Source organism: Flavobacterium sp. Root186, from assembly GCF_001428525.1.
In the GTDB taxonomy this organism is placed as follows: domain Bacteria; phylum Bacteroidota; class Bacteroidia; order Flavobacteriales; family Flavobacteriaceae; genus Flavobacterium.
Genome location: NZ_LMHW01000010.1, coordinates 157070 through 182175 on the forward strand (window position 1 = coordinate 157070; position 25106 = coordinate 182175).

26 protein-coding genes are annotated in these 25106 nt (G+C 29.5%); all 26 read left to right on the plus strand.

Annotated features, from left to right (window positions below; all coding sequences use genetic code 11):
• Window positions 1-10: 10 nt before the first annotated feature.
• The 26 genes from ASD98_RS04335 to neuC all read left to right on the plus strand — a co-directional run bounded on the left by ASD98_RS04335 (window position 11) and on the right by neuC (window position 25082).
• Window positions 11-976 (plus strand): glycosyltransferase family 4 protein, encoded by a 966-nt coding sequence (locus tag ASD98_RS04335; protein WP_056200681.1) that lies wholly within the window; start codon window positions 11-13, stop codon window positions 974-976.
• Window positions 973-1398 (plus strand): WxcM-like domain-containing protein, encoded by a 426-nt coding sequence (locus ASD98_RS04340; RefSeq protein WP_056200685.1) that lies wholly within the window; start codon window positions 973-975, stop codon window positions 1396-1398. Before ASD98_RS04335 ends, ASD98_RS04340 begins: the two co-directional genes overlap by 4 nt.
• Window positions 1391-2530, plus strand: coding sequence for a DegT/DnrJ/EryC1/StrS aminotransferase family protein (locus ASD98_RS04345; RefSeq protein ID WP_056200688.1), 1140 nt, complete (start codon window positions 1391-1393; stop codon window positions 2528-2530). Before ASD98_RS04340 ends, ASD98_RS04345 begins: the two co-directional genes overlap by 8 nt.
• 21 nt (window positions 2531-2551) lie before the next feature.
• Window positions 2552-3100 carry a dTDP-4-dehydrorhamnose 3,5-epimerase gene (gene rfbC, locus ASD98_RS04350; RefSeq protein ID WP_056200692.1) on the plus strand — a complete coding sequence of 183 codons (549 nt, stop codon included), beginning with the start codon at window positions 2552-2554 and terminating at the stop codon, window positions 3098-3100.
• Complete coding sequence (rfbD, locus tag ASD98_RS04355; RefSeq protein ID WP_056200695.1) at window positions 3100-3945, plus strand: dTDP-4-dehydrorhamnose reductase; 846 nt, start codon at window positions 3100-3102, stop codon at window positions 3943-3945. The genes rfbC and rfbD overlap by 1 nt, the downstream gene beginning before the upstream one ends.
• Window positions 3946-4004: 59 nt before the next feature.
• Window positions 4005-4889: a glucose-1-phosphate thymidylyltransferase RfbA gene (gene rfbA / locus ASD98_RS04360; RefSeq protein WP_056200698.1), complete on the plus strand. Its 885-nt coding sequence runs from the start codon at window positions 4005-4007 to the stop codon at window positions 4887-4889.
• An 83-nt stretch (window positions 4890-4972) separates the two neighbouring features.
• Window positions 4973-6940, plus strand: a complete 1968-nt coding sequence (locus tag ASD98_RS04365; RefSeq protein WP_056200700.1) for a nucleoside-diphosphate sugar epimerase/dehydratase — start codon at window positions 4973-4975, stop codon at window positions 6938-6940.
• Window positions 6941-7091: 151 nt separating this feature from the next.
• Window positions 7092-7952 carry an ABC transporter permease gene (locus tag ASD98_RS04370; protein ID WP_056200703.1) on the plus strand — a complete coding sequence of 287 codons (861 nt, stop codon included), beginning with the start codon at window positions 7092-7094 and terminating at the stop codon, window positions 7950-7952.
• Window positions 7953-8005: 53 nt separating this feature from the next.
• Window positions 8006-9274: an ABC transporter ATP-binding protein gene (locus ASD98_RS04375; protein ID WP_056200706.1), complete on the plus strand. Its 1269-nt coding sequence runs from the start codon at window positions 8006-8008 to the stop codon at window positions 9272-9274.
• Between the two features lie 6 nt (window positions 9275-9280).
• Complete coding sequence (locus ASD98_RS04380; RefSeq protein ID WP_056200711.1) at window positions 9281-10057, plus strand: FkbM family methyltransferase; 777 nt, start codon at window positions 9281-9283, stop codon at window positions 10055-10057.
• 38 nt (window positions 10058-10095) lie between these two features.
• On the plus strand, window positions 10096-10962 hold the full coding sequence (locus tag ASD98_RS04385) for a glycosyltransferase (RefSeq protein WP_056200714.1): 867 nt from the start codon (window positions 10096-10098) through the stop codon (window positions 10960-10962).
• Entirely contained in the window at window positions 10952-11950 is a 999-nt protein-coding gene (locus ASD98_RS04390) for a glycosyltransferase family 2 protein (RefSeq protein WP_082577787.1), read from the plus strand. The genes ASD98_RS04385 and ASD98_RS04390 overlap by 11 nt, the downstream gene beginning before the upstream one ends.
• Window positions 11947-12792, plus strand: coding sequence for a glycosyltransferase (locus ASD98_RS04395; protein WP_056200720.1), 846 nt, complete (start codon window positions 11947-11949; stop codon window positions 12790-12792). Before ASD98_RS04390 ends, ASD98_RS04395 begins: the two co-directional genes overlap by 4 nt.
• Window positions 12792-13694, plus strand: coding sequence for a glycosyltransferase family 2 protein (locus tag ASD98_RS04400; RefSeq protein WP_056200722.1), 903 nt, complete (start codon window positions 12792-12794; stop codon window positions 13692-13694). The genes ASD98_RS04395 and ASD98_RS04400 overlap by 1 nt, the downstream gene beginning before the upstream one ends.
• Before the next feature lie 2 nt (window positions 13695-13696).
• Complete coding sequence (locus ASD98_RS04405) at window positions 13697-14635, plus strand: hypothetical protein (protein ID WP_056200725.1); 939 nt, start codon at window positions 13697-13699, stop codon at window positions 14633-14635.
• A gap of 69 nt (window positions 14636-14704) precedes the next feature.
• Window positions 14705-15337 carry a DapH/DapD/GlmU-related protein gene (locus ASD98_RS04410; RefSeq protein WP_056200727.1) on the plus strand — a complete coding sequence of 211 codons (633 nt, stop codon included), beginning with the start codon at window positions 14705-14707 and terminating at the stop codon, window positions 15335-15337.
• A gap of 26 nt (window positions 15338-15363) precedes the next feature.
• The gene (locus ASD98_RS04415) at window positions 15364-16212 is read left to right on the plus strand and encodes a class I SAM-dependent methyltransferase (RefSeq protein WP_056200730.1); all 849 of its coding nucleotides are present in this window, start codon (window positions 15364-15366) and stop codon (window positions 16210-16212) included.
• Window positions 16213-16227: 15 nt separating this feature from the next.
• Complete coding sequence (locus ASD98_RS04420) at window positions 16228-17370, plus strand: glycosyltransferase family 1 protein (protein WP_056200732.1); 1143 nt, start codon at window positions 16228-16230, stop codon at window positions 17368-17370.
• 34 nt (window positions 17371-17404) lie between these two features.
• Entirely contained in the window at window positions 17405-18349 is a 945-nt protein-coding gene (locus ASD98_RS04425; protein ID WP_056200737.1) for a glycosyltransferase family 10 domain-containing protein, read from the plus strand.
• A gap of 72 nt (window positions 18350-18421) precedes the next feature.
• Entirely contained in the window at window positions 18422-19210 is a 789-nt protein-coding gene (locus ASD98_RS04430; RefSeq protein WP_082577789.1) for a glycosyltransferase family 2 protein, read from the plus strand.
• Window positions 19195-20085 carry a glycosyltransferase gene (locus ASD98_RS04435; protein WP_056200744.1) on the plus strand — a complete coding sequence of 297 codons (891 nt, stop codon included), beginning with the start codon at window positions 19195-19197 and terminating at the stop codon, window positions 20083-20085. Before ASD98_RS04430 ends, ASD98_RS04435 begins: the two co-directional genes overlap by 16 nt.
• A 5-nt stretch (window positions 20086-20090) precedes the next feature.
• Window positions 20091-21110, plus strand: coding sequence for a glycosyltransferase (locus ASD98_RS04440; protein ID WP_056203174.1), 1020 nt, complete (start codon window positions 20091-20093; stop codon window positions 21108-21110).
• A gap of 19 nt (window positions 21111-21129) precedes the next feature.
• Window positions 21130-22224, plus strand: coding sequence for a glycosyltransferase family 4 protein (locus ASD98_RS04445; protein WP_056200746.1), 1095 nt, complete (start codon window positions 21130-21132; stop codon window positions 22222-22224).
• Between the two features lie 11 nt (window positions 22225-22235).
• On the plus strand, window positions 22236-22895 hold the full coding sequence (locus ASD98_RS04450) for a cytidylyltransferase domain-containing protein (RefSeq protein WP_056203176.1): 660 nt from the start codon (window positions 22236-22238) through the stop codon (window positions 22893-22895).
• A gap of 20 nt (window positions 22896-22915) precedes the next feature.
• Window positions 22916-23956, plus strand: a complete 1041-nt coding sequence (neuB, locus tag ASD98_RS04455; protein WP_056200749.1) for an N-acetylneuraminate synthase — start codon at window positions 22916-22918, stop codon at window positions 23954-23956.
• The gene (neuC, locus tag ASD98_RS04460) at window positions 23949-25082 is read left to right on the plus strand and encodes a UDP-N-acetylglucosamine 2-epimerase (protein WP_056200752.1); all 1134 of its coding nucleotides are present in this window, start codon (window positions 23949-23951) and stop codon (window positions 25080-25082) included. The genes neuB and neuC overlap by 8 nt, the downstream gene beginning before the upstream one ends.
• The last annotated feature ends 24 nt before the right edge of the window (window positions 25083-25106 follow it).

Below are 25106 nucleotides of genomic sequence, written 5' to 3' on the forward strand. Positions count from 1 at the left end.
TCATTAAATTATGGAATACACAATTTTAGGAATTATATTAATGATTTTAATGTTGCTTTATTTTAAGGTTGCAGATCGTTTTAATATCATTGATAAGCCAAATCAAAGAAGTTCTCATACAGAAATAACCTTGCGAGGAGGAGGAATCATTTTTTGGTTTTCAGCACTACTTTATTTTGTACAGAATATCCAGAATAGTTATTTTTTCTTTACTGGAATAACTTTGGTTAGTTTGGTTAGTTTTTGGGATGACATTCAAAGTTTATCTAATAAAATTCGAATTTCAATTCATTTTCTTTCCATTACACTAATTTTTTATGATTTAGAATTATTTAATTTGGTTCCAGTTTGGGGAGTTTTAATAGCATATGTTTTAGCAATTGGGCTAATTAATGCCTACAATTTTATGGACGGGATTAATGGTATCACAGGACTTTACACTTTAGTAGTAATGGGATCATTATTATATGTAAATACTAAGATTCAGCTTTTTACTAGTGGCATTTTTATAAAATATGCAATGATTGCGAGTTTAGTTTTTCTGTTTTTTAATTACAGAAAAAAAGCTAAATGTTTTGCTGGTGATGTGGGAAGTATTGCAATAGCTTTTTGGATTATTTATTTAGTTTTAAAATTAATTTTAATTACAAACAGTCTTATTTGGCTTTTATTTTTAGCAGTGTACGGAGTTGATGCTGTATGTACAATAATTCACCGTTTATATTTAAAGCAAAATATATTTGAAGCACATCGATTACATCTCTATCAAGTCTTGAGCAATGAATATAAAATACAACATCGATTAGTGTCTTTATATTATGCAATTGTACAGGCTGGGATTTCATTTTTAATTGTATTCCTGTATCAAAAAATTCAGGATATAGTTCTCTTTATAATTGTAATTGTTCCGTTACTTTTAATATATTCATTAAAGTTTTATCTGTTAAGAAAAAACAATTTGAGATTAAGTTTATGATGCCAAAAGTAATTCAGGGTGGAAATTTTACAGATCATCGTGGGACTATTTCATATGTTAATGATTTTAGTTTTCAAGATATAGAAAGATTTTACATAATAAGCAATTCTCAAGAAAACCCAATTCGTGCCTGGCAAGGTCATAAATTAGATGCAAAAAACTTTTACTGTTTAAGTGGGTCTTTTAAAATCCATTTCGTGAAAATCGATAATTGGGATAATCCTTCAAAAGATTTAATTATTGAAACAATCTCTGTTTCAGAATCTGATAGTAAAGTAGTTCATATACCAGCGGGTTATGCAAATGCAATTGAATCTATTGAAGCAAATTCAAAATTAATTTCATTTTCAACCTTACCGCTAACAAGAACTAAAGAAGATGATGTTCGTTTTCCTTCTGACTACTGGTATATAAATGGATAAAAGAATTTTCTTGTCATTGGCACAACAAAGCGGTTTTGAACAGGAGTATATTCAAAAAGCTTTAGATTTTAATTGGATTACTTCGGGAGGTCCAAATGTTGATGATTTTGAAACTAAAATACAAGATTACTTTAATGGTGAAGCATTTATTACAGCTTTAAATTCAGGAACATCTGCAATTCATTTAGCATTAATTTTATTAGGAGTAAAAGCTGGGGACGAAGTTATTTGTCAGACACTTACATTTTCAGCATCTGCAAACCCTATTCTGTACCAGAACGCTACTCCAGTATTCGTAGATAGCGAACAGGAAACTTGGAATATATGTCCGAACAGTCTGGAAATTGCAATAAAAGACAGAATAAAAAAAGGTAAAAAGCCTAAAGCCATAATTGCAGTTCATCTATATGGGATGCCTTATAAAGTGGATGAAATTCATGCAATTGCAGATCGATACGAAATTCCAATAATCGAAGATAGTGCCGAAGCATTAGGAAGTAAATACAAAGATAAAAAATGTGGAACTTTTGGCTCTTTTGGAATTTTATCTTTTAATGGGAATAAAATAATTACAACATCAAGCGGAGGAGCTTTACTTAGCAATTCATCAGATTTAAAAGAAAAGGCTATTTTTTACGCTACACAAGCAAGAGATAAAGCAGTTCATTATCAACATAGTGAAATAGGTTATAATTACAGAATGAGCAATGTTTGTGCTGGTGTCGGCTTGGGCCAAATAAAAATACTAGACTTAAACATCGAGACAAGAAGAAAAAATCATTCTTTTTATAAAGATGTTTTTTGTGATATAGAAGATGTGGAACTTTTTGAAGTTTCAAATGAAAATTTTTATTCAAATTATTGGTTGAATACAATTTTGGTAAAACCAAATTCTCAAAACAATATAAATAAAGAAACTCTGCGATTAGCACTTGAGACAGAAAACATAGAAAGTCGACCGATTTGGAAACCAATGCATCTACAGCCAATTTTTAGAGAGTTTCCTTATTATGGAGAAAAAGTTGCTGAAGAATTATTTTTAAACGGACTTTGTTTGCCTTCGGGATCAAGTCTCACTAATGAGGATAAATATAGGATTAAGAAAGTGATAAGATCTTTTTTTAATTGCTAAAAAAAAAAGAATTATTTTAATATGAAAATTGAAGAAACATTTATAAAAGATTTGCTTATTGTTGAACCAACAGTTTTTGGAGATGAAAGAGGTTACTTTTTTGAATCTTACAGTAAAACTAAATTTGAAGATCTTGGTATTGAAATAGATTTTGTTCAGGATAATCAATCTTTTTCAAATTATGGAACCTTAAGGGGATTACATTATCAAAACCCGCCATTTGCGCAAACAAAATTAGTTCGTGTTTTAGAAGGAGAAATTATAGATGTTGCTGTAGATTTAAGAAAAGATTCTTTAACTTACGGTAAAGCATTCAGTATTTTATTATCAGCCGAAAATAAAAAGCAACTATTAGTACCACAAGGTTTTGCACATGGTTTTTCAGTAATTAGCGAGACAGCTTCTGTAATGTATAAGTGTGATCAGTTTTATAATAAAGCTTCTGAAGGCGGAATTAAATTTGATGATCCGTCATTAAATATTGATTGGGGAATGGATTTAAAAAATGTTATTGTTTCTGAAAAAGATCAAATACTTCCTTTTATCGAAAACTGTAACAGCTTATTTTAATGAAAAAAATATTAGTAACAGGAGCAAATGGACAATTAGGTTCTGAATTAAACGTTTTATCTTCGAATTATACTCAATACGAATGGGTTTTTGCAGATAGGGCAAAAATAACTTTGAACGATCTTGATTTGCTTCAAACTCAGTTAAATGAAATTCAGCCCGATATTATTCTAAATTGTGGAGCGTATACAGCAGTCGATAAAGCTGAAACTGAAAAAGAACTGGCTTTTACAATCAATCATTTAGCAATAGAGTTAATTGCGAAGTATGCTGCAGAAAATAGCGTAAACCTAATTCATGTTTCGACAGATTATGTTTTTGACGGTTCTTCTTCAACAGCTTTGGGTGAAGATTCAGAAACAAATCCGATAAATGTATATGGAGAAAGTAAACTAGCTGGTGAAATTGCTTGCCTGAGAGAAAATCCAAATTCAATTATAATAAGAACTTCTTGGGTCTACAGTAAATTTGGAAATAATTTTGTTAAAACAATGCAGAGATTAATGCAGGAAAGAGATGAAATTAATGTAGTAAACGATCAGATAGGTTCACCAACATACGCAGCTGATTTGGCCATTGCAATGATTGAGATTATAGAATCTTCAAAATGGGTTCCGGGAATTTATAATTTTTCAAATGAAGGCGAAATAAGCTGGTATGAATTTGCGTTGGCAATAAAAGAGTTAGGTAATTACAAATGTAGTATTGGAGGAATTCCTACATCGGCCTATCCAACACCTGCGAAACGTCCGAAGTTTTCATTGTTAAACAAAGAAAAAATAAAAGCAATTTATAATCTGGATGTTCCTTATTATAAAGAAAGTTTGAAAAAAATGTTTATATAAATTAATTTTAAGATTGATATAAAAATTATAGATAATCTCTAAAATTTAAAAAAGATTCTATGAAAGGAATAATTTTAGCCGGAGGTTCTGGTACACGTTTGCATCCTCTTACACTTGCAATGAGTAAGCAGATGATGCCTGTTTATGATAAGCCGATGATTTATTATCCATTATCTACTTTAATGATGTCTGGGATTAATGAAATATTGATTATATCAACACCTCATGATTTACCAAATTTCAGAAAATTATTAGGAGATGGCTCAACTTTGGGGTGTAAATTCAGCTATGCTGAACAAGCAATACCTAATGGATTAGCACAGGCTTTTGTTATTGGAGAAAAGTTTATAGGTAATGATGATGTAGCATTGATTTTAGGAGATAATATATTCTTTGGGTCTAATATGCAGCAATTATTAAAATCGAATACAAAACCTGAAGGAGGAGTTGTTTTTGCTTATCACGTTTCAGATCCAGAAAGATATGGAGTTGTTGAGTTTGATGAAAACCTAAATGCGATTAGTATAGAAGAAAAACCAGAAAATCCAAAATCAAATTTTGCAGTGCCAGGTTTGTATTTTTACGATAATTCTGTAGTAGAGATTGCTAAAAACATACAGCCTAGTGCCCGAGGAGAATATGAAATTACCGACGTAAATAAAGTATATTTAGAGAAAAAAGCATTAAAAGTTGGTATTTTAAGCAGAGGCACGGCTTGGTTAGATACCGGAACTTTTAATAGCTTAATGCAGGCAGGTCAATTTGTACAGGTCCTTGAAGAAAGGCAAGGCCTAAAAGTGGGCTGTATTGAAGAAATAGCATGGAGACAAGGTTTTATTAATGATGACCAGTTAGAAAATTTAGCTTTGCCATTAGTTAAATCTGGGTATGGGTCTTATTTAATAGATTTTTTAAAACAAAAGAAAAACACTTCTAAAGTTTAATTTTAAATAATAAATAAATTTTTAAACCTTTAATTTGTATTTTTGTAAGCCATACAAAGTTTGCAGAATTAAACTAAACGAAATTGGATACAGATAAACCAACCAAAATAGCATCCATATTGTATAACTCTTTTTCACCAAGAAATTTGAGAGCAAATATTAATAACCTTAGTTATTTACCAAGGTGGATTATTGTTGCCATAGATGTTATGGTGCTTCTTTTCTCATTTACATTTACCTATATGCTGTTTGAAGGAACTGCACTAGGATACATTATTGTTTCACATGATTTCTATTTTGTGTCCAGTTTAATAATAGTAAATGTTTTTTTCTTTTGGCTTTTTAGAACTTATTCGGGGATTATAAGGCATTCGTCCTATATTGATGCGATAAAACTTTTGTTTTCTCAAATGTCAGTTTTGGTTTTTTTCTTGTTTGTAAATCTTGTTTATGAATTATATGCAGGAGAAAAGGCATTTTTAAATACAGCATTATTCATCAATTTAGTTCTTTCATTCTGCGGTTTGTTTTTATATCGTGTTATTGTAAAACAAACATTTGAACTATATTTTTCAGAAAAAACAAATTCAAAACTAATAAGAACAGTAATATATGGTACGGATGCAAATGCCATATCGGTTGCCAATGCACTGAAATTTGAAACTCCATCCCGATTTAAGATTGTAGGTTTTGTAGATAAGAATAATCAAAATGCATCCAAGAGAATGCTGGATCTTCCAATTTTGATTTTAAGAAAAAAACTGCCGGCATTAATGCGATCTGTCGCAGCCGAAGGAGTTATTATTGCTGATAAAAGTTTATCAAAAGATGAACAATTAATCATAGTAGACCAATGTCTTGAATTTAATTACAGGGTTTACACAGTGCCTCTAATTTCTGATTGGGAAAACCAAAAGGAAATTTCACAAAAAGTAAAAAATATTCAGATTGAAGATTTGTTGGAAAGAAAACCGATTGTTTTAGATAGTAAATCAATATCTAAACAGTTAAAAGACAAAACTATTCTAATCACTGGAGCTGCAGGTTCTATTGGAAGTGAGATAGCAAGACAAGTGCTTGGTTTTAACCCAAAGACAGTTATAATATTGGATCATGCAGAAACTCCTCTTCATAATTTATGTCTTGAAACATTAAGTATGAACTGTTCAGCAAAAATCGTAGCAGTTATTACCGACGTTAAAAGTAAAAAGGCATTAGAAAAGGTATTTAAAAATTATAATCCACACGTTGTTTTTCATGCGGCAGCTTATAAACATGTTCCATTGATGGAAGAAAACCCATCACAAGCTATATTAACAAATATAAAGGGGACAAAAAACCTAGCTGATTTAGCATGTAAATATCATGTTAAAAAATTCGTGATGGTTTCTACCGATAAAGCTGTGAATCCTAGTAATGTTATGGGAGCCAGCAAACGAATAGCAGAAAAGTATGTACAGTCTTTATTTTTGAAAAATCAAAAAGAAAATGTGCCTGGAGTAACTAAGTTTATTACAACACGTTTTGGAAATGTTTTAGGTTCTAACGGTTCTGTTGTTCCTTTATTTACTAAACAAATTGCTGAAGGTGGCCCAGTAACAATAACTCATCAGGATATTATTAGATATTTTATGACTATTCCAGAAGCTTGTCAGCTAGTTTTAGAGGCAGGGGCAATGGGTAATGGAGGCGAAATTTATATTTTCGATATGGGTAAACCAGTAAGGATAATAGATTTAGCAAAAAAAATGATTAAGCTTGCCGGATTTATACCAGATAAGGAAATCAAAATAAAAATAGTTGGATTACGACCTGGTGAAAAATTATATGAAGAATTATTAAATGATACTTCTAAAACATTACCAACTTATCATAATAAAATTATGATTGCTCAGGAAATTCAGGATGAATATGAAAATCTGCATACCGATATAGATGAGTTAATTGGAATTGCTGATTTTTATGATAATGAAGATATAGTTGCAAAAATGAAAAAAATTGTCCCTGAATTTAAAAGTATGAATTCTGCTTTTGAGGTTCTTGATAAATAATTCTGACAAATTCAATAGATATATTAAAAAGGTGTTTTTTTAAAACGCCTTTTTCCTTTTTAATTAAATAATAAAAGGCTAAAAATCTTGTTAAATAAAAGGGTAAAGAACTCTTATATGTAGTATTAAAAATTGATTATATAGAATATAAATGAATAATAATTCTAATGACTGGTTGTTCGAAATAACACCAAAAAATAAGTTCTTTTCACTAAACTTTAAAGAAGTATGGCAATACAGAGATTTATTATTTCTTTTTGTTAAACGAGATGTAATTACAGTATATAAACAAACGGTATTAGGACCGCTCTGGTACTTAATTCAACCGTTATTTACTTCTATAACATTTACCATAATATTTAATAATGTTGCGGGTATAAATACCGGTTCTGTTCCTCCATTCTTGTTTAATTTAGCAGGGATCACTGTCTGGAATTATTTCACAGCTTGTTTAAATGGAACTTCGGATACATTTAAAGCCAATGCGGGTATATTTGGAAAAGTTTATTTTCCAAGAATAATTACACCTCTTTCTGTAGTAATTTCAAATTTAATTAAGTTAGGAATTCAACTTGTAATTTTTATTGCTTTTTATATTTTTTATTATTTTAAAGGATCGGATTTAAGTCTAAACAGTTCATTATTCCTTTTTCCTTTATTGATTGCCATTATGGGAATTTTAGGGCTTGGATTGGGGATGTTGATTTCTTCTATGGTAACTAAATATCGTGATTTTAGTTATTTGGTGGCATTTGGAATACAATTGCTTATGTATTTATCTGCAGTAATGTATCCAATGGAACTTATTAAAGCAAAATTACCTTCTTACGGATGGATCGTAGAATATAATCCACTTGCGTATATCATTGAATCGTCACGTTACATGTTATTAAACGTTGGAGAAATTTCAGTAATAGGATTAGGATATACCGTAACCATTACAATTGTCATATTTTTTCTTGGCCTTTTAATTTTTAACAAGACAGAAAAAAGTTTTATTGATACAGTTTAGGATTAAAAATCTATAAGATTTTATTTTAGGTAATTAACGATTAAAGATTATAATTGGAAAAAGATATTATTTTAAAAGCCGAAAATATTTCTAAGCAATATCGTTTAGGAGAAGTAGGAACAGGTACATTAAATCACGATTTAAATAAATGGTGGCACCAAATTCGTGGTAAAGAAAATCCATACTTGAAAATAGGCGATACTAATGATCGTTCTACAAAAGGAACTTCAGAATACGTATGGGCATTACATGATATTAATTTCGAGGTTGAACGAGGTGAGGTTTTAGGAATTATAGGTAAAAATGGAGCAGGAAAATCTACTTTATTAAAAATACTTTCAAAAGTAACAGCACCCACAACCGGAAGTATAAAATCTCGTGGCAGGATCGCATCATTATTAGAAGTAGGTACTGGATTTCATGGAGAAATGACCGGTCGTGAGAATATCTTTTTAAACGGTGCAATTCTGGGAATGACAAAAAAAGAGATAGCATCTAAACTAGATGAAATTATCGAATTCTCTGGCTGCGAGCGTTATATTGATACTCCTGTTAAAAGATATAGTAGTGGTATGACTGTTCGTCTTGCATTTGCAGTAGCTGCTTTTCTGGAACCGGAAATTTTGGTTATCGATGAGGTTTTAGCAGTTGGAGATGCAGAGTTTCAGAAAAAAGCAATTGGTAAAATGCAAGATATTTCTAGAGGTGAGGGACGAACGGTTTTGTTTGTGAGTCATAATATGGCTGCAGTTAAAAGTTTGTGTACAAAGGGTTTGGTACTTATTAATGGAAAAGTAGCAATGGTTGGCAGTACAGAACAAGCTGTGAATTATTATCTAAGTCAGGATTCAGAGTCAATGAACATGAGAAACTTTTCTTCAGAATACGATAAACCAGAATTTACACTTCACGAAATAAGTTTAAATGCATTTGGCAAATCATCTGAGGACCCATTAGATGAATATCAAAAAATAGAGCTAAATACGATGCTTACTTTAAAAGATAGTTCAAAAAACTTGCATTTAACTTTAGTATTAAATAATGATGCTGGTGAACCTCTTTTTACTTTTTCACATATAAATAATGATTTAAAATTAAGAAACGGTTTAAATAAAATTAAATGTGTTTTTCCCGAAGGATTTTTAAATATAGGTACTTATTATCTTTCTCTTTTTATAATAGAAAATGGAAAAAGTGCTTTATTTATTGAAAAGGACATTATGTCATTTATTATTCAGGAAGGAGAAAGACCAATTGGTGCTTGGATGGGAAGAGAACCGGGATTTATAAAACCAAGATTTGAATGGTCAATAGATAATTAATGTAAAATGAAAATTAAAAAGAAAATTAAATTATTATTAAAAAGATTTGGTTATAATTTAACCAAGATAAGCTCAATCTCTCAATCACCTATTGAATCTGTTCATATTGATGATAAAAGTTCCTTATTGTCGAATTTTTATAATAATTTAAAAAAGATCAATTTTCAACCAAAACATATTGTTGATATTGGAGCAAATCATGGAACTTGGACACGTGATGCTTTGAAATATTTTCCAGATGCATATTATACTCTTGTAGAGCCTCAAAATTGGTTAAAAGAATCATTTCAAGATATTTTAGATAGCAATTCTAAAATTCGATTTTATCCCTTTGGTGCAGGTAAAGAAAAAGGATCTTTTCTTTTTACAATTGTAGATCGTGACGATAGTTGTTCATTCAGATATACAAAAGAAGAAGCAGAAACAGCTGGATTACAACAAATAGAAATTCCTGTTATAACTCTAAATGAATTGCTTATCGAAGGGAATTTTCCTATTCCTGATATTATTAAAATTGATGCCGAAGGATTAGATATTGAAGTTTTGCAAGGAGCAAGTGATTATTTTGGAAAAACAGAAATATTTATGGTAGAAGCTGGAGTTGTTAATAAATCGTTTGATAATAGTTTCTTGAAGTTGATAAATTTCATGGATGAAAATGGATATAGATTATTTGAAATTACAGATTTAAACAGGCCTTTTGACCTAAAAGTCTTGTGGCTGGTTGAATTAGTATTTGTTAAGAAAAATGGATTTGTTGATTCTCAAATAGTTGCTCAATAGTAAATTGAATGAATAATTTAAAAATTCTAAGAGGTTAAATGAACGGTAATTATATACAAAAGAAAGTTTCGGTTAATATGATTACTTATAAGCATGAATCCTATATTGAACAGGCTATAAAAGGAATTTTAATGCAGCAAACGGATTTTGATTATGAATTAATTATCGCCGATGACTGTTCTCCTGACAGAACAGAGGAAATAGTTAATGATTTAATAAAAACACATTCGCAAGGAAGTAAAATCAAATATTTCAGGCATAAAAAAAATATTGGAATGCAAGCTAATGGTATTTTTGCCTTTAATCAATGTTCAGGAAAATATGTTGCACTTTGCGAAGGAGATGATTATTGGACAGATCCATTAAAACTGCAAAAACAAGTAGATTTCTTAGAAGCAAATTTAGATTATAGCATTTGTTATCATAAAGTCCAAGTATTAAGGAATAGCGTTTTAGAAGAAGATGATATAACCAGTGAAGTATCAGAAACAACAACAATAAAAGATCTTGCTAAAGGAAATTACATTCACACTTGTAGTGTAGTTTTTAGAAATAAATTATTTAATAAGCTGCCTAAATATTTTCATAAAGCACCAGTTGGAGATTATTTTTTGCACATGCTTAATGCTAAGTATGGAAAAATTAAATTCTTAAATGAATTTATGAGTGTATACAGACTTCATGATAATTCTATATGGTCTTCTCAGACTCAATTAAAAAGAGAAGAAATTTGGATAGATTTTTTAAAAAATATAAGAAAAAATTTTGATTCTGAAGTTCAGGAAATACTGAATAATCAGATAAAAAAATATGGAGGATCGATTGAAAAAGAAAAAGTTTTCGATGTTAATCAATTCAAGAAAATTTTAAAAAAGCTTTTAAAAAAAATTAGGAGTGATAAATAATTTACCATTAGTTTCTATAATTGTCCCAAATTTTAATCATGAAAAATATTTGGCCAAGCGGCTAGATAGTATTTTTGCTCAAAACTATTCTAACTTTGAAGTAATCATATTAGATGATTGCAGCACAGACAATAGCCGGGAAATTTTATCAATGTATGCAAAGAATGAGAAAATTTCTCATTGTATTTTTAACAAAACTAATTCTGGAAATACCTTTAAACAGTGGTCAAAAGGAATATCATTAGCAAAAGGCGACTTAATTTGGATCGCAGAAACAGATGATTATTGCGACAATAATTTTTTAGAAAAATTAGTAGAACCTTTTCAAAATGATTTAGATGTTGTTTTAGCATACTGTCAGTCGAATAGAGTTAATGAATTTGGCAAAGTAACAGGAAATTGGATTACTCATACTAATGACATTGATGCAAATTTATTTTTGAATCCTTTTACAATGGATGCAAATAAATTTATTGAGAAGTTTTTAATATTCAAAAATGTAATCCCAAATGCCAGTGCAGTACTATTTAAAAAAGATGCTGTTAATATTAAAGATCATTTTGATATAGCAGATGAGTTTAGATATTGTGGAGATTGGATGTTTTATTTTAAATTAATCGTAAATAAAAAAATAGCATTTATACCGGAGTCATTAAATAATTTTAGATATCATTCTACCAGTGTTATCGCAAAAGCCATTCAATCAGAAAAGAGAATTGCAATTATTGATATTGATTATAAAATGCGGAAAGTTTTAATGGATTATTTATCAACTACTACTATTGATAATATTCATAGAATTAAAGCAGAAAATAGATTTATAAAACGAAATTTTTTAACATACGAAAAGGCTTTTTTGCTTATTAGGGGAGGAAAAAAACTGCAAGGGTATTTACTACTGTTAACTATAATAGATATCTTTTATAAAAAATATAAAATTCGTAAAAACCTTAGTATTAAAATAAAAAGATTTTTTAAAACAGCTTGAAACTTTCGATAATAATATGCTCCAGAACAGCAGAAATCAACCCAATACTTTTAAGTAATATTGATGAAACAATTGGGGTTGACTACGAATTGATTTTGATTGATAATTCAAAAAATAAATATTCTATTTTTGAAGCTTACAATCTTGGCATTAATCGAAGCAAGGGTGATTATTGGTGTTTTATTCATGATGATATTTTGTTTCACAATAATGATTGGGGAAAAATAGTTGAGGACATATTTGTACAAAATCCTAAAATAGGATTAATAGGTGTGGCAGGCGCCAAAATAAAAACTAAAATGCCATCAGCATGGTGGGATTGTCCGGAAGATCTTAAGGCTCTCAATATAATGCAGCATCTTAAATCTGGTGAGGTTGAGCATTGGGAAAAAGGCTGGATAAAAAAAACAGAAGAAGTAGCCGCAATTGATGGTGTTTTTATGGCTGCAAGACGTTCAGATGAAATTCAATTTTCTAACATATTAACAGGATTTCACAATTACGATTTGAATTTATCCTTTGAGTATTTAAGACATAATTATAAAATCGCAGCAACAAAAGAAATCTTAATAGAACATTTTTCGATTGGAACAATCAATTCTTCATGGTATGAATCTGTAATTAAAATACACGATATGTATTCGGATATATTACCATTACAATTAAATGGAGAATCAGACTTTAATTTAAAAAAACTAGAGTTTGATAATGGTGCAAAGTTTCTTTTGGAATCATTTAATCACATAAAAAAAATACATTTAATAAAAATTTGGTTAAGACTCCTTTTGTTAAAACCAAAATCAAAACTTCATCTTAAGTTTTTTAAAATGTTATTACGTTAATGATCGCAATTATAATCCCTTATTATAAAATAACCTTTTTCGAAAAGACATTAGAATCATTAGCTAATCAAACAGACAAAAGATTCAAGGTTTACATAGGTGATGATGCCAGTCCCGAAAATCCAGATTTACTTCTCGAAAAATATAAATCAGAATTTGATTTTGAATATCATCGTTTTAAAACTAATTTAGGAGGTACTTCCTTAACCAAACAGTGGGAAAGATGTATCTCGCTTTCTGAAAAAGAAGATTGGATAATGATTTTGGGTGATGATGATTTTTTAGACTATTCATTAATCGAATCTTGGTACCGAAATTTCGAAAAATTTAAAGGCGAATCTAATGTAATTAGATTTGCTACAAAAATTGTTTTAGAAGATTCCAAAACAATTTCAGACGCATACATTCATCCTGTTTGGGAATCAGCATCAGACTCTTTTGTGAGAATTTTTAAAGGAATCACAAGAAGCTCATTATCTGAATATGTTTTTTCAAAAGCTAGTTACAAAAAGTATGGTTTTAATAATTATCCTTTAGCCTGGTGCAGTGATTATAAAGCATTTTTAGATTTTCCGGATGGCAAATTGATATACACCATAAATGAATCTATAGTATTCTTTAGAATTTCTAATATAAATATATCAGGTCAGCAAGAAAATGCAATCTTAAAAAAAGAGGTAAGCATTCGTTTTTTTAAGGATGTAATAATAAATTATTTACACAAATTTAAAAAAGATCAAAGACTGGAATTGCTGATGACTTATGAAGTCACAATAAAAAAAGATAGAAAACTGACATTAAAAGAATGGTTTTTTATAATGAGACTTTACTTTTTAAACTTTAGGCTAATGCCATTTGTAAAATCGATTAGAAGATTTTTTATTAGTATTCTTAAAAAATAGTCATGTTTGAAACTCCTATATTATTCCTTATATTCAATCGTCCTGATACTACAAAAGTAGTTTTTGAAGAGATAAAGAAACAAAAACCTAAATATTTATTTATTGCTGCAGACGGAGCACGACCAAATGTTGTTCAGGATGCTGAAAAATGTAAAATAACCAGAGATTTAGTTCTAGAAGGTATAGATTGGGACTGTGAAGTGAAAACATTATTTCGAAATGAAAATTTAGGCTGCGGCCTTGCAGTTTCTCAAGCTATAACTTGGTTTTTTGATAACGTAGAGCAAGGAATAATTTTAGAAGATGATTGTTTGCCACACCCTTCTTTTTTTTATTATTGCCAAGAGTTATTAGAAAAATATAAAGAGAACGAAAATATTTTTGCTATTAACGGAAGTAATTTGCACGCTGAAAAAAGAGCTGATGATTCTTCTTATTTTTTCTCTAATTATGCTTTTGTTTGGGGATGGGCAAGCTGGAAAAGAGCCTGGAAACAATACGATTTTGATTTAAAACATTTAGAAAACTTTAAAACCAATAATTTAATGAATAGAATCGATAATAGAATAATATTTAAAAATTATTGGATGCCTATATTCGAAAAAGTTTTAAATAAAGAGATCGATACGTGGGATTACCAGTGGAGTTTTTCTATTTGGAATAATCAAGGAATTGTGATTGCTCCAAACGTAAATCTGGTATCTAATTTAGGATTTGGAATAAATGCAACACATACAACGGGATCAAGTGAATTTGAAAATTTACCAACAGAAAACATAGGAAATATTGTTCACCCCAATAATATCCAAGTTAACAAAAATATAGATAGATATATTTCAGATGTTTGTTTTAAAATTGTTAGAAATAAAGGAGGTATTAAACAAACAGTATATAATATTGTTAAAAGAGGATTTAAATATTTAAAAAAATCAAAAGGCTGATTTTCAATAGCAATAAAAGATTATTTTAATTATGGGATTATTTCAAATTGAATTCAAAATTCATTTTTCATGCTAAAAAAAATAAAGAAAAAAATAAAATCACTACTACTAGGTAAAAAAAACATTGATTTACAGTCTAATAAATCAAAGTATATTTTATCTGCGCCTTCTTCTGATATTTCCTCTCTCAATATATTTGTGAGAAAACCTTTAGAGGAAAAAAAATATTTAGAAATAGGTGATGAATCTATTATAAAAGGGGATTATATTTTTGAAATTCAGGAAGGGAAAATAAAAATTGGAAATAGAACCTTTATTGGTGGCGGGCTTTTTATTTGTATCGATGAAATTGAAATTGGTGATGACGTTTTGATTTCCTGGGGATGCACATTTATCGATAATAACTCTCATTCAATTGTCTGGTCAGAAAGAAAAGATGATCTATTACAATGGAAGAAAGGTTTAGAAGAAAATAAAATAGGAGGATTCTACAAAGATTGGAGTAATATTAAGAAAGGGAAAATTAAGATTAAGAATAAAGCCTGGATCGGATTTAATAGCATCATTTTAAAAGGTGTATCGATTGGTGAAGGTGCAGTAATTGGAGCAGGAAGCGTTGTAACAAAAGATGTTCCTGACTGGACAGTTGTTGCCGGAAATCCAGCTGTATTTATAAGAACTATTCCTGAAAACGAAAGATAAAATCACAAAAAACAAACAAAGAATTCATGAATTGTAAAATTTGTAAATCTAATTCAGATAGAATATTTTCTGGCAGAATATTAAGCAAATACGAAATAGATTATTTTAAATGTCAGAACTGTGGTTTTATTCAAACAGAAGAACCTTTTTGGCTGCAAGAATCCTATTCTTCAGTTATTGCAATGACTGATATTGGATTAGTTGCAAGAAATTTAAGTCTTCAAAATATCACAACCTGGATTATAAAAAAATACTTTAACTATAAAGCAAAGTTTATCGATTTTGCTGGTGGTTACGGTTTATTCGTTAGATTAATGCGAGATAAAGGATTAGATTTTTACAGACAGGATTTTTATTGCGAAAATTATTTTGCACAATATTTTGATGTAACAGATCAAAATTTTAAAGATAAATTTGAATTATTAACTGCGTTCGAAGTTTTTGAGCATTTGGTTAATCCTTTTGAAGAAATTGAAAAAATGTTTGATTATTCTGATTCTATATTTTTTTCGACAGAATTACAGCCACAATTAAAAATGGAATCAATAGAGGATTGGAGGTATTTTGCAAAAGAAACTGGTCAGCACGTTGCTTTTTATAATATAAAATCGCTCGAAATAATTGCAGAAAAATTGAACTGTCATTTTTATTCGAATGAAAATAATCTTCACATTTTAACAAAAAAGAAACTGGATTCAAACCCTTTTCAAAAGTGGCAGAATAAAAATAAAAAATCTTTTGTTGTTAGAGGACTTTACAAAATTATTAGACAATTAGAATATTCAAGCAGCTCAAAAAAAGAAATTTACCTCGAAAGCCTGCTAGAGAAAGATTATAAAATGGTAATAGATAAAATTAATAACAATACTAATTAATTTAATTACCATACGATGAAGATTTTGGTACATCCGCAAACATTTAATTTGCAAAAATATGGGGGTATTTCGAGATATTATACAGAAATACTTTCAAGACTTTCAAAAAATAATAAAGTTCAAATTCCTCTGTACGGAACTTCAAACGTATACTATAATGAAAGCGTTTTAGTAACTTTTAAACAGAAATTATATTCGCTGTATATCAAATTACTTGAAAAATTAAAAATTCGCGGCCTGGAAAAAACAAGAAAACGAAATGATAAATTTTTTGAGAAAACAATTTTAAAAAAAGATTTTGATGTTTTTATTCCGACTTATTATGATGTAAGTTTTTTAAAATTGATAGACTCAAAGCCTTTTGTGCTGACAATTTATGATATGATTTATGAATTATTTCCACATTTTTTTGAAGATCAGCAAAAAATAATTTCATCGATTAGCGCTAATAAATTACTTTTAATGGAGAGTGCAACAAGAATTATTGCCGTTTCAGAAAATACAAAACGTGACATTATTAAAATATATCCGCATATTGATGAATCTAAAATTGATGTAGTTTATCATGGCTGTTCAATAAAAATTGTTGACACACATACGCATAACCTTCCCGAAAAATATATCTTGTTTGTAGGTACTAGAGCTAATTATAAAAATTTTATTTTTTTAGTAAATTCTATAAAAGAGCTTTTAAAACTAAACAATGATCTAGTTTTATTGTGTGCTGGCGGAGGAGAATTTGATAATGAAGAAAAGGAATATTTAAAAGAATTAAATCTGGAAAATCAAATTATTCAGAGAGAATTTAAGGATGATGAATTAGGACTTTATTATAAAAATGCAATTTGTTTTGTTTTTCCTTCCTTATATGAAGGATTTGGAATTCCAGTTTTAGAATCAATGGTTTGCGGATGTCCGGTAGTTTTAGCAAAACATAGTTCTTTTCCAGAAGTAGCTGGTGAAGCAGGAGTTTATTATGAAGCAGGAAATCCTGAAGATTTAAAAAATAAAATTTATTCATTAGTTCAAAATCCTATTTTACGAAATGAATTTTCAATAAAAGGATCAGATCAAGTTAAAAAGTTTAGTTGGGAAAAAGCTGCAGCAGAATGTTTAGCTGTCTACAAAAAAGCTTATAAAACTTCAATTAAGCAATAAGAAAATTTATATGATAAGCGAAAATCGATCAGAAATGAAAGAAATACGAATTAACTTTGTAGACTTTTGGCCATTAGATAAAACGAATAATTATTTCTACAATTTATTATCAGAACGCTATAATGTGACCATAGATGAAGTAAATCCAGATTTGATTTTTTACTCTTGTTTTGGTACAGAATATCTTAAATATAAATGCAAAAGAATTTATTTTACAGGAGAAAATATTAGACCAGATTTTTCTGCATGTGATTTTGCTTTTACATTTGATTTTAATAATAGAGAAGATCATTACAGACTGCCTCTTTATTTATTGTACATAGATGAAGACAATATGAATAACAAGATTTCTCAAATTAAATCTAGAAATGAATTAGCCGAAAGCTGGAGCCAAAAAACGAAGACATGCTGTATGGTTGTTTCTAATCCAAACGCTTTAGACAGAATCAATTTTTTTCATAAGCTGTCCAAATATATCCAAGTTGACTCAGGAGGCAAAGTATTAAATAATGTTGGAGGGCCAGTACCCAATAAAAAAGAATTTATAAAGGAATATAAATTTGTAATTTCTTTTGAAAATGAATGCCATGATGGCTATACAACAGAAAAAATTATCGAACCAATGTTTGTTGACAGTATTCCAATTTATTGGGGAAACAAACATGTAGGGAAAGAATTTAATACTAAGAGATTTTTAAATTATCATGATTTTGAAACAGAAGAAGCACTTATAGAAAAATTGCTTGAAATTGATAAAAATCCCGAAATTGCTCTTGATATAGTATCTCAACCAGTATTTAATGAAAAAATGGACTCCCCAATTAAGATAAGAGAAGATGTTTTAGAAATAATTGATGGTGTTTTAAAGTCACCTAAAAAACCTAAAGCACAAACTTATAAGGAATTAATTCACTTGATGAATACAGAGTATAAGAAAAATATAAAAAAAGCAATAAAGAGACTATTGTTTATCAAATAGTATTTCAGTCAGAAATTTTAATACAGAAATTTTAATACAGAAATTTATTACTGAGATTTAACTATATCAACTATGCAGCCATACTTGTCAATCATTACTATTAATTTTAATAATAGAGCAGGTCTCGAAACGACTATGCAATCTGTATTGTCACAAACATTCAAAGATTTTGAATATATAGTGATTGACGGAGGCAGCAATGATAGAAGTAAAGAATATATTGAGAGTCAGGAAAAGTTCATTCAATTTTGGCTTAGTGAGCCAGATAACGGTATTTATAATGCCATGAATAAAGGTATTAAAGCTGCAAATGGTGAGTACTTATTGTTTTTAAACAGCGGTGATTTTTTAAACAGCAATACAGCTTTAAAAGATTTTTTAAATCATTCTGATTTTAAAGGGGATATTATTTACGGAGATTACAAATTTGAAAGCGGTTTCAAAATATTTCCTGATTATTTGTCTCCATTATATTTTGTACGTACTTCTTTGCCGCATCAAAGTACATTTTTTAAAAAAGAAGTTTTTGAAAAAATGGGACTTTACGATGAACAGTATAAAATAGTTTCTGATAGAGATTTTTTTATCAAATGTTTTTTAAGCAATAAGTTTATTTTCAAACATATTGAATATCCTCTTACGGTCTTTGATCTTAAAGGAGTAAGTAATGATAAATCTCATCAAGAAAAACATTTGTTAGAATGTGATAAAATGCTCCAAAATCACTATGGTATTTACTATGAAGATTATAAAAAAATGCTGCAATTACAGCAAGAATTAAATCAGGCTCGTAAGAAAACGTTTTTCGGCTTGATGAAAAGAGTTAAAAACAAGATAAAAAAAATATGTCATATCCCTTAGTTAGTATAATTATTCCAACTTACGATAGGACGGATTTTCTTAAATTGACTATTGAAAGTGTCATTAATCAAACCTATGAAAATATAGAAATTATTGTTATTGATGATGGCACCCCGCATGATGGAAACTTACTTCTCTGCCAAACATTTGAAAAAGTAAAATATATTAAAATTGAAAATAGCGGAGGTCCGGCAAAACCCAGAAATGTTGGAATTAATCTAGCAAAAGGTAAATATGCAGCTTTTATAGATGATGACGATTTATGGCTTCCGCATAAAATTGAAACCCAAGTCAATATCTTAGAACAAAATCCAGAGTTTGGTCTTGTTCATGGCTGCTGTCAGGTAATTAATGAAAATGGTATAATTCAAGCACAGATAGCCGGCAGACCTGGATCTATAGATGTAAAACACGGAGATGTTTCTATGAGAATGATGGGCAATTGGACTTTAATGACCCCTTCGGTTCTTCTAAATAAAACTATTGTAGATAAAGTAGGATTATTTAATGAAGAAATGCCCTCTGCAGGTGAAGATGCTGAATATTGGATCAGATGTTCTTTTTTTACCAAGTTTTATTACGTTGACGAACCATTAGTTCAATATAGAATTCATAATAATAATATTTCTGCAGAAGCAAAAGGATATGCTGATCTTTCATTGTTTTTAAAAAAAGTCCTTACTAAATTCAATTCTGAAAAAATCATAAATAATATTCAATATAACATACTTTTAAACAATCTTTGCGCAATGCAGATTAAAATGGTGAAGAAGTTTAGTTATAAATCCGTCCTTAATCTTTTTGTACTAAATCCTTTTTGGATATTCAAAAGGAGGAATTTAAAATTACTTACTTTTATTTTAATAAAGAGATAACAAAGATGCGAATAGGATTTAATCCGAATAAAGATCAAGTACAAGAACCTAATAGCTTTTTTCATCAGGTTATAATTCCCGTTTATATACCCAATCAGGAGGGGTATTTTAAAGACAGTTTTAAAATTCTTCAATATTGTTTAGAATCGCTGTTTAAAACCTGCCATAATAAAACATACTTTACAGTCGTCAATAACGGAAGTAATAATGAAGTGGTCGAGTATTTAAATAATTTATATCATAGTAAGAAAATAAACGAATTAATTCACACTTCTAATATTGGTAAAATCAATGCTGTTTTAAAAGGAATAACAGGACAAAATTTTAAACTTATAACAATTGCAGATGCAGATGCATTGTTTTTAAATGGCTGGCAAAACACAACTTATGAAGTTTTCAAAGCCTTTCCAAAAGCAGGAGCAGTTTGTCCAACACCTTCTCCAAAATCGTTTAGTAATAAAACAGCAAACGTAATTTTTGAGAATTTTTTTTCTAATTTATTAAAGTTTACTGCTGTAAAAAATCCAAAAGCTTTGCAATATTTCGCAAATAGTATTGGAAATCCTGAATTTTATAAACACACACATTTAGAAAAATACCTTACCCTTTCTAATGGAAATGTAAAAGCAGTCATTGGGGCAGGACACTTTGTAGCAACTTACAGATCAGATGTATTCTCTAATCTTGGGGTTTTATTCTCAGACTATAGTTTAGGAGGAAATAGTGAAGACGAAATCCTCGATAAAACAGTTGTAAGAAATGGACTCTGGCGATTATCTACAGAAGATAATTTTGTGTACCATATGGGCAATGTTGAAGAAGAATGGATGTCACAAAAATTAGAAAAAGCAATAATTTCGTCTGAGGATAGAATAGAAGAGATTCAATTTGATAAACAAAAAGAAAAAAAGATAATCTCATGGATAAAAAATGATCTGTTTTATAGATTTATCTTTCAAAAAAGCATAAAAAAGAAGTTTTTAATATATAAAGGCTTAACAAAAGAAGAAGCAAAATATTATTAAAAAAACAATTCTAACTTAAATGGCAAAAACAATTTTAATCTCTCAATTACCGTTGCCCTATTCAAACATAGGGAGCTGGACAACCTTGTATAAAAATTACATTGGTTCCCAGCTTAACCAAATAGATTATATTGTTTGTGAACAACCTCATAGTTCTTTTAGCAAAGTCAAATATAGTTTTGTAAAAAATACTTTCCTAACAAAGGCTTTTAGAAAATTTACGAAAAAAAGATATTTATCATACATAAAAGCTTTAGGTAAAATCGTGAATAATGAAGAAAAATTTGTTATTCAAATAGTCGATAATTTTTATTTAGTCGAACATGTTGTAGATTTTTTAAGCAGAAAAAAAATTAGCAGTAACTGTTATATTCAATTTTTTTACCATAGTTATCCTCCTTTTTTTGACCATCAAAAAGGCGATTCTTTTTTTGAATCCATAGATGAAATGGTACTTTTAACTTATAAATCATATTTGGTTCATAAAGAGTATTATAGAGCATTACCATCTAAAATTTCGGTTTTACATAACGGAATAGATACTAAAAAATTCTTTAGACTTGAAAGTGCTAAAAAAGATCAGTTAAAAGATTCATTTAATGTTAAGGATAAAAAAATCTTCATTTGGTGCTCACAGGATCGACCAAAAAAAGGCTTGCATATAATATTAGAAGCTTGGAAAAATATTTTTATAAAATATACAAATACCGAATTATGGGTGATAGGATGTGAACCAAAACAAGAGCAGGAAGGGGTTAGGTTTTTAGGAAAAATTCCAAATGAAAATATTGCATCTTATCTGCAAAGTGCTGATTGTTATTTGTTTTCTTCCCTTTGTCAGGAAGGATTTCCTTTAAGTCTTACAGAAGCATTGCATTCAGGCTGTTATTGTATAGCTTCAAATGTTGGAGGAGTATCAGAAATAATGGAAAATGGCAGATTTGGAAAATTAATTGAAACACCGCATTTTGTATCAGCTTGGGAAAATGCTATAATTGAATTTATGGAAAAGCCATTAAAGTTTGATTCTCTTCCGGAAAATTTATATACTACAGAAGCATGGAATTTAGGTATGAATGAAATCATTAAAAAAGCTAAATCAAGATTAGATTGAAAAAAGAAACAATGAAGACAATAGCTATAATTCCTGCCCGTGGAGGATCGAAACGAATTCCTGAAAAAAATATTCAGTTACTGGGAGAATTACCTCTAATTGCTCATTCAATACTATATGCACAGGAAAATAGTGATATAATAGAGGATATCTATGTTTCAACTGATGATGCAGAAATTAAAAAAATAGCATTACAATTTGGTGCAAAAGTTATCGATAGACCAATTTCTATTTCGGGAGACATGGAGCCAACGGTTTCTGCTTTAAAGCATGTTTTAGAATCCATTGATTCAGATGTTGAAAATGTTGTTTTATTGCAAGCTACAAATCCATTGCGACCTCAAAATTTATTAAAAGAAGTTTTTGAAAAATATCAAAATGATAATTTAGAGAGCATATTTACAGTTTCAAGAAATCATCAGAAATTCGGGAAAATTGTCAATAATAAATTCCAGCCTTTTAATTATACTATCGGACAGAGAAGTCAGGATTTAGAACCGCTTTTTTTTGAAAACGGATTACTTTATATTTCAAAAGCTTCCTTAATTCTAAAAGATATTATTATTTCAGAAAATGCATTCCCATTCGAAGTAAATCATATTTTTGCACAAATTGATATCGATACTCCCGATGATTTGGATTATGCGAGATACCTTTATCAAAAACAATAAAACCCCAAATTTTAAAAATAATGAATCCATACATAGAAATTGCAGGTCGTAAAATTGGTCCAGATTTTCCACCTTTAGTTATTGCAGAAATCGGAATTAACCACGAGGGATCGTTACAAGTTGCCAAAGAAATGGTTGATGCAGCACACCGCGCAGGAGTTGAGGTTGTAAAACACCAAACTCATATTGTAGAAGATGAAATGTCTGGCGCAGCAAAAAAAGTGATTCCGGGAAATGCAGATGTTTCTATTTATGAAATTATGGAAAGATGTTCATTAAATGAATCTGATGAGCTAGAACTAAAAAATTATGTGGAAAGCAAAGGCATGATTTTTATTTCAACGCCTTTTTCAAGAGCAGCTGCCGAGAGATTAAAGAAATTTGACATTCCGGCCTATAAAATTGGTTCGGGAGAATGCAATAATTATCCATTGTTAGAACATATTGCCTCATTTGGTAAACCTGTAATTTTAAGTACAGGAATGAATACAATAGAAAGTATTCAAAAAGCCGTCGCGATTTTTGATAAACATAATATTCCGGTTGCTTTATTACATACCACAAATTTATATCCCACTCCCATTCATTTAGTTCGTTTTGGTGCAATGGTCGAACTTCACCAGGCATTTCCAAATAAAGTATTTGGATTAAGTGATCATACTTTAAATAATAATGCTTGTCTAGGTGCAGTTGCACTTGGAGCGAGTATTTTAGAAAGACATTTTACAGACCACATGCAGCGAACAGGCCCGGATATTGTTTGCAGTATGGATGAAAAAGCATGTGGAGAATTAATTGTTTCAAGTGCAGAAATTGCCTTAATGCGAGGTGGAACTAAAAAACCTGCTCTTGAAGAACAAGTTACAATTGATTTTGCTTTTGCTACTGTTTGTGCTATAAAATCAATTAAAAAAGGCGAAATTTTATCTAAAGAAAATATTTGGGTTAAGCGCCCGGGAACTGGTAAAATTCTAGCGGAGCATTTTAATGATTTAATAGGTAAAAAAGCTTTGCGTGATATTGAAAATGATGAGCAATTAGATTTTACTGATTTTGAGTAATTCTACAAAAAAAATAGTATTTCTTACCGGCACTCGCGCAGATTTCGGAAAAATAAAATCACTAATTCAAACTCTTGAAGAACAACAAGATTTTGAAGTTTTTGTTTTTGTTACGGGTATGCATCTGCAGGAAATTTATGGATATACTCTGATAGAAATTGAGCGCTGTAATTTTACTAATGTTTTTACTTTTGAAAATCATACGCACGAAACTACAATGGATTTGACATTGGCAAAAACCATTGAAGGATTGTCAAACTTTTGCAAGTCAATAAATCCGGATATGATTGTAGTACACGGAGATCGGGTAGAAACTCTTGCCGGTGCCATTGTGGGATCTTTAAATAACATTTTAGTTGCCCATATAGAAGGCGGCGAAGTTTCAGGAACTGTTGATGAATTAATTCGCCATAGTGTTAGTAAACTAAGTCATATACACTTTGTATCTAACAAGGAAGCAGCAAGGAGATTAATTCAAATGGGAGAAGTAAAAGAATCTATATTTACCATTGGTTCTCCAGATATAGATATTATGTTTTCTACCAATTTACCATCCCTTGAGACAGCTAAAAAGTACTACGGAATTTCATTTAATGAATTTGCGATAGTAATGTTTCATCCGGTTACAACAGAATTTAATTCAATGAAAGAGTATGCGAATACTTTTGTTGATTGTTTATTGGAGGATAATCATAATTACATCGTTATTTTTCCTAATAATGATTTAGGAAGCCAATTTATAATTGATGAATTTAAAAGACTGGAAGAAAATAAACGATTTAGGATTTTTCCATCTCTAAGATTTGAGTACTTTTTAACATTATTAAAAAATAGTCAATTTATAATAGGTAACAGCAGCGCCGGAATTCGTGAAGCTCCTTATTATGGAATACCAATAATAAACATAGGAACACGCCAGCAAAATAGAGCTATTCATGCCGATATTATAAATGTGGATTACTCAGAAAAAAACATAAAACAAGCACTTTCAAAAATAGATTCTCATAAAGTTCAGGTTTCAGAAAATGATTTTGGACAAGGAAACAGCAATGAATTGTTTTTGCAATCAATAAAGAAAGACGATATTTGGCAGCTCAATCACCAAAAACAATTTAGAGATATATAATATCTTTTTACTAATCCACTTTAA

Excerpts from the sequence above, each read along its gene's own strand:
- ASD98_RS04450 (WP_056203176.1), top strand. The coding sequence starts at position 22,236 with ATGAAGACAATAGCTATAATTCCTGCCCGTGGAGGATCGAAACGAATT.
- ASD98_RS04345 (WP_056200688.1), top strand. The coding sequence starts at position 1,391 with ATGGATAAAAGAATTTTCTTGTCATTGGCACAACAAAGCGGTTTTGAA.
- ASD98_RS04400 (WP_056200722.1), top strand. The coding sequence starts at position 12,792 with ATGATCGCAATTATAATCCCTTATTATAAAATAACCTTTTTCGAAAAG.
- ASD98_RS04425 (WP_056200737.1), top strand. The coding sequence starts at position 17,405 with ATGAAAGAAATACGAATTAACTTTGTAGACTTTTGGCCATTAGATAAA.
- rfbD (WP_056200695.1), top strand. The coding sequence starts at position 3,100 with ATGAAAAAAATATTAGTAACAGGAGCAAATGGACAATTAGGTTCTGAA.
- ASD98_RS04340 (WP_056200685.1), top strand. The coding sequence starts at position 973 with ATGATGCCAAAAGTAATTCAGGGTGGAAATTTTACAGATCATCGTGGG.
- ASD98_RS04380 (WP_056200711.1), top strand. The coding sequence starts at position 9,281 with ATGAAAATTAAAAAGAAAATTAAATTATTATTAAAAAGATTTGGTTAT.
- ASD98_RS04415 (WP_056200730.1), top strand. The coding sequence starts at position 15,364 with ATGAATTGTAAAATTTGTAAATCTAATTCAGATAGAATATTTTCTGGC.
- ASD98_RS04370 (WP_056200703.1), top strand. The coding sequence starts at position 7,092 with ATGAATAATAATTCTAATGACTGGTTGTTCGAAATAACACCAAAAAAT.
- ASD98_RS04335 (WP_056200681.1), top strand. The coding sequence starts at position 11 with ATGGAATACACAATTTTAGGAATTATATTAATGATTTTAATGTTGCTT.
- ASD98_RS04405 (WP_056200725.1), top strand. The coding sequence starts at position 13,697 with ATGTTTGAAACTCCTATATTATTCCTTATATTCAATCGTCCTGATACT.
- ASD98_RS04445 (WP_056200746.1), top strand. The coding sequence starts at position 21,130 with ATGGCAAAAACAATTTTAATCTCTCAATTACCGTTGCCCTATTCAAAC.
- ASD98_RS04385 (WP_056200714.1), top strand. The coding sequence starts at position 10,096 with ATGAACGGTAATTATATACAAAAGAAAGTTTCGGTTAATATGATTACT.
- ASD98_RS04430 (WP_082577789.1), top strand. The coding sequence starts at position 18,422 with ATGCAGCCATACTTGTCAATCATTACTATTAATTTTAATAATAGAGCA.
- ASD98_RS04410 (WP_056200727.1), top strand. The coding sequence starts at position 14,705 with ATGCTAAAAAAAATAAAGAAAAAAATAAAATCACTACTACTAGGTAAA.
- ASD98_RS04435 (WP_056200744.1), top strand. The coding sequence starts at position 19,195 with ATGTCATATCCCTTAGTTAGTATAATTATTCCAACTTACGATAGGACG.
- rfbA (WP_056200698.1), top strand. The coding sequence starts at position 4,005 with ATGAAAGGAATAATTTTAGCCGGAGGTTCTGGTACACGTTTGCATCCT.
- rfbC (WP_056200692.1), top strand. The coding sequence starts at position 2,552 with ATGAAAATTGAAGAAACATTTATAAAAGATTTGCTTATTGTTGAACCA.
- ASD98_RS04420 (WP_056200732.1), top strand. The coding sequence starts at position 16,228 with ATGAAGATTTTGGTACATCCGCAAACATTTAATTTGCAAAAATATGGG.
- ASD98_RS04440 (WP_056203174.1), top strand. The coding sequence starts at position 20,091 with ATGCGAATAGGATTTAATCCGAATAAAGATCAAGTACAAGAACCTAAT.
- neuB (WP_056200749.1), top strand. The coding sequence starts at position 22,916 with ATGAATCCATACATAGAAATTGCAGGTCGTAAAATTGGTCCAGATTTT.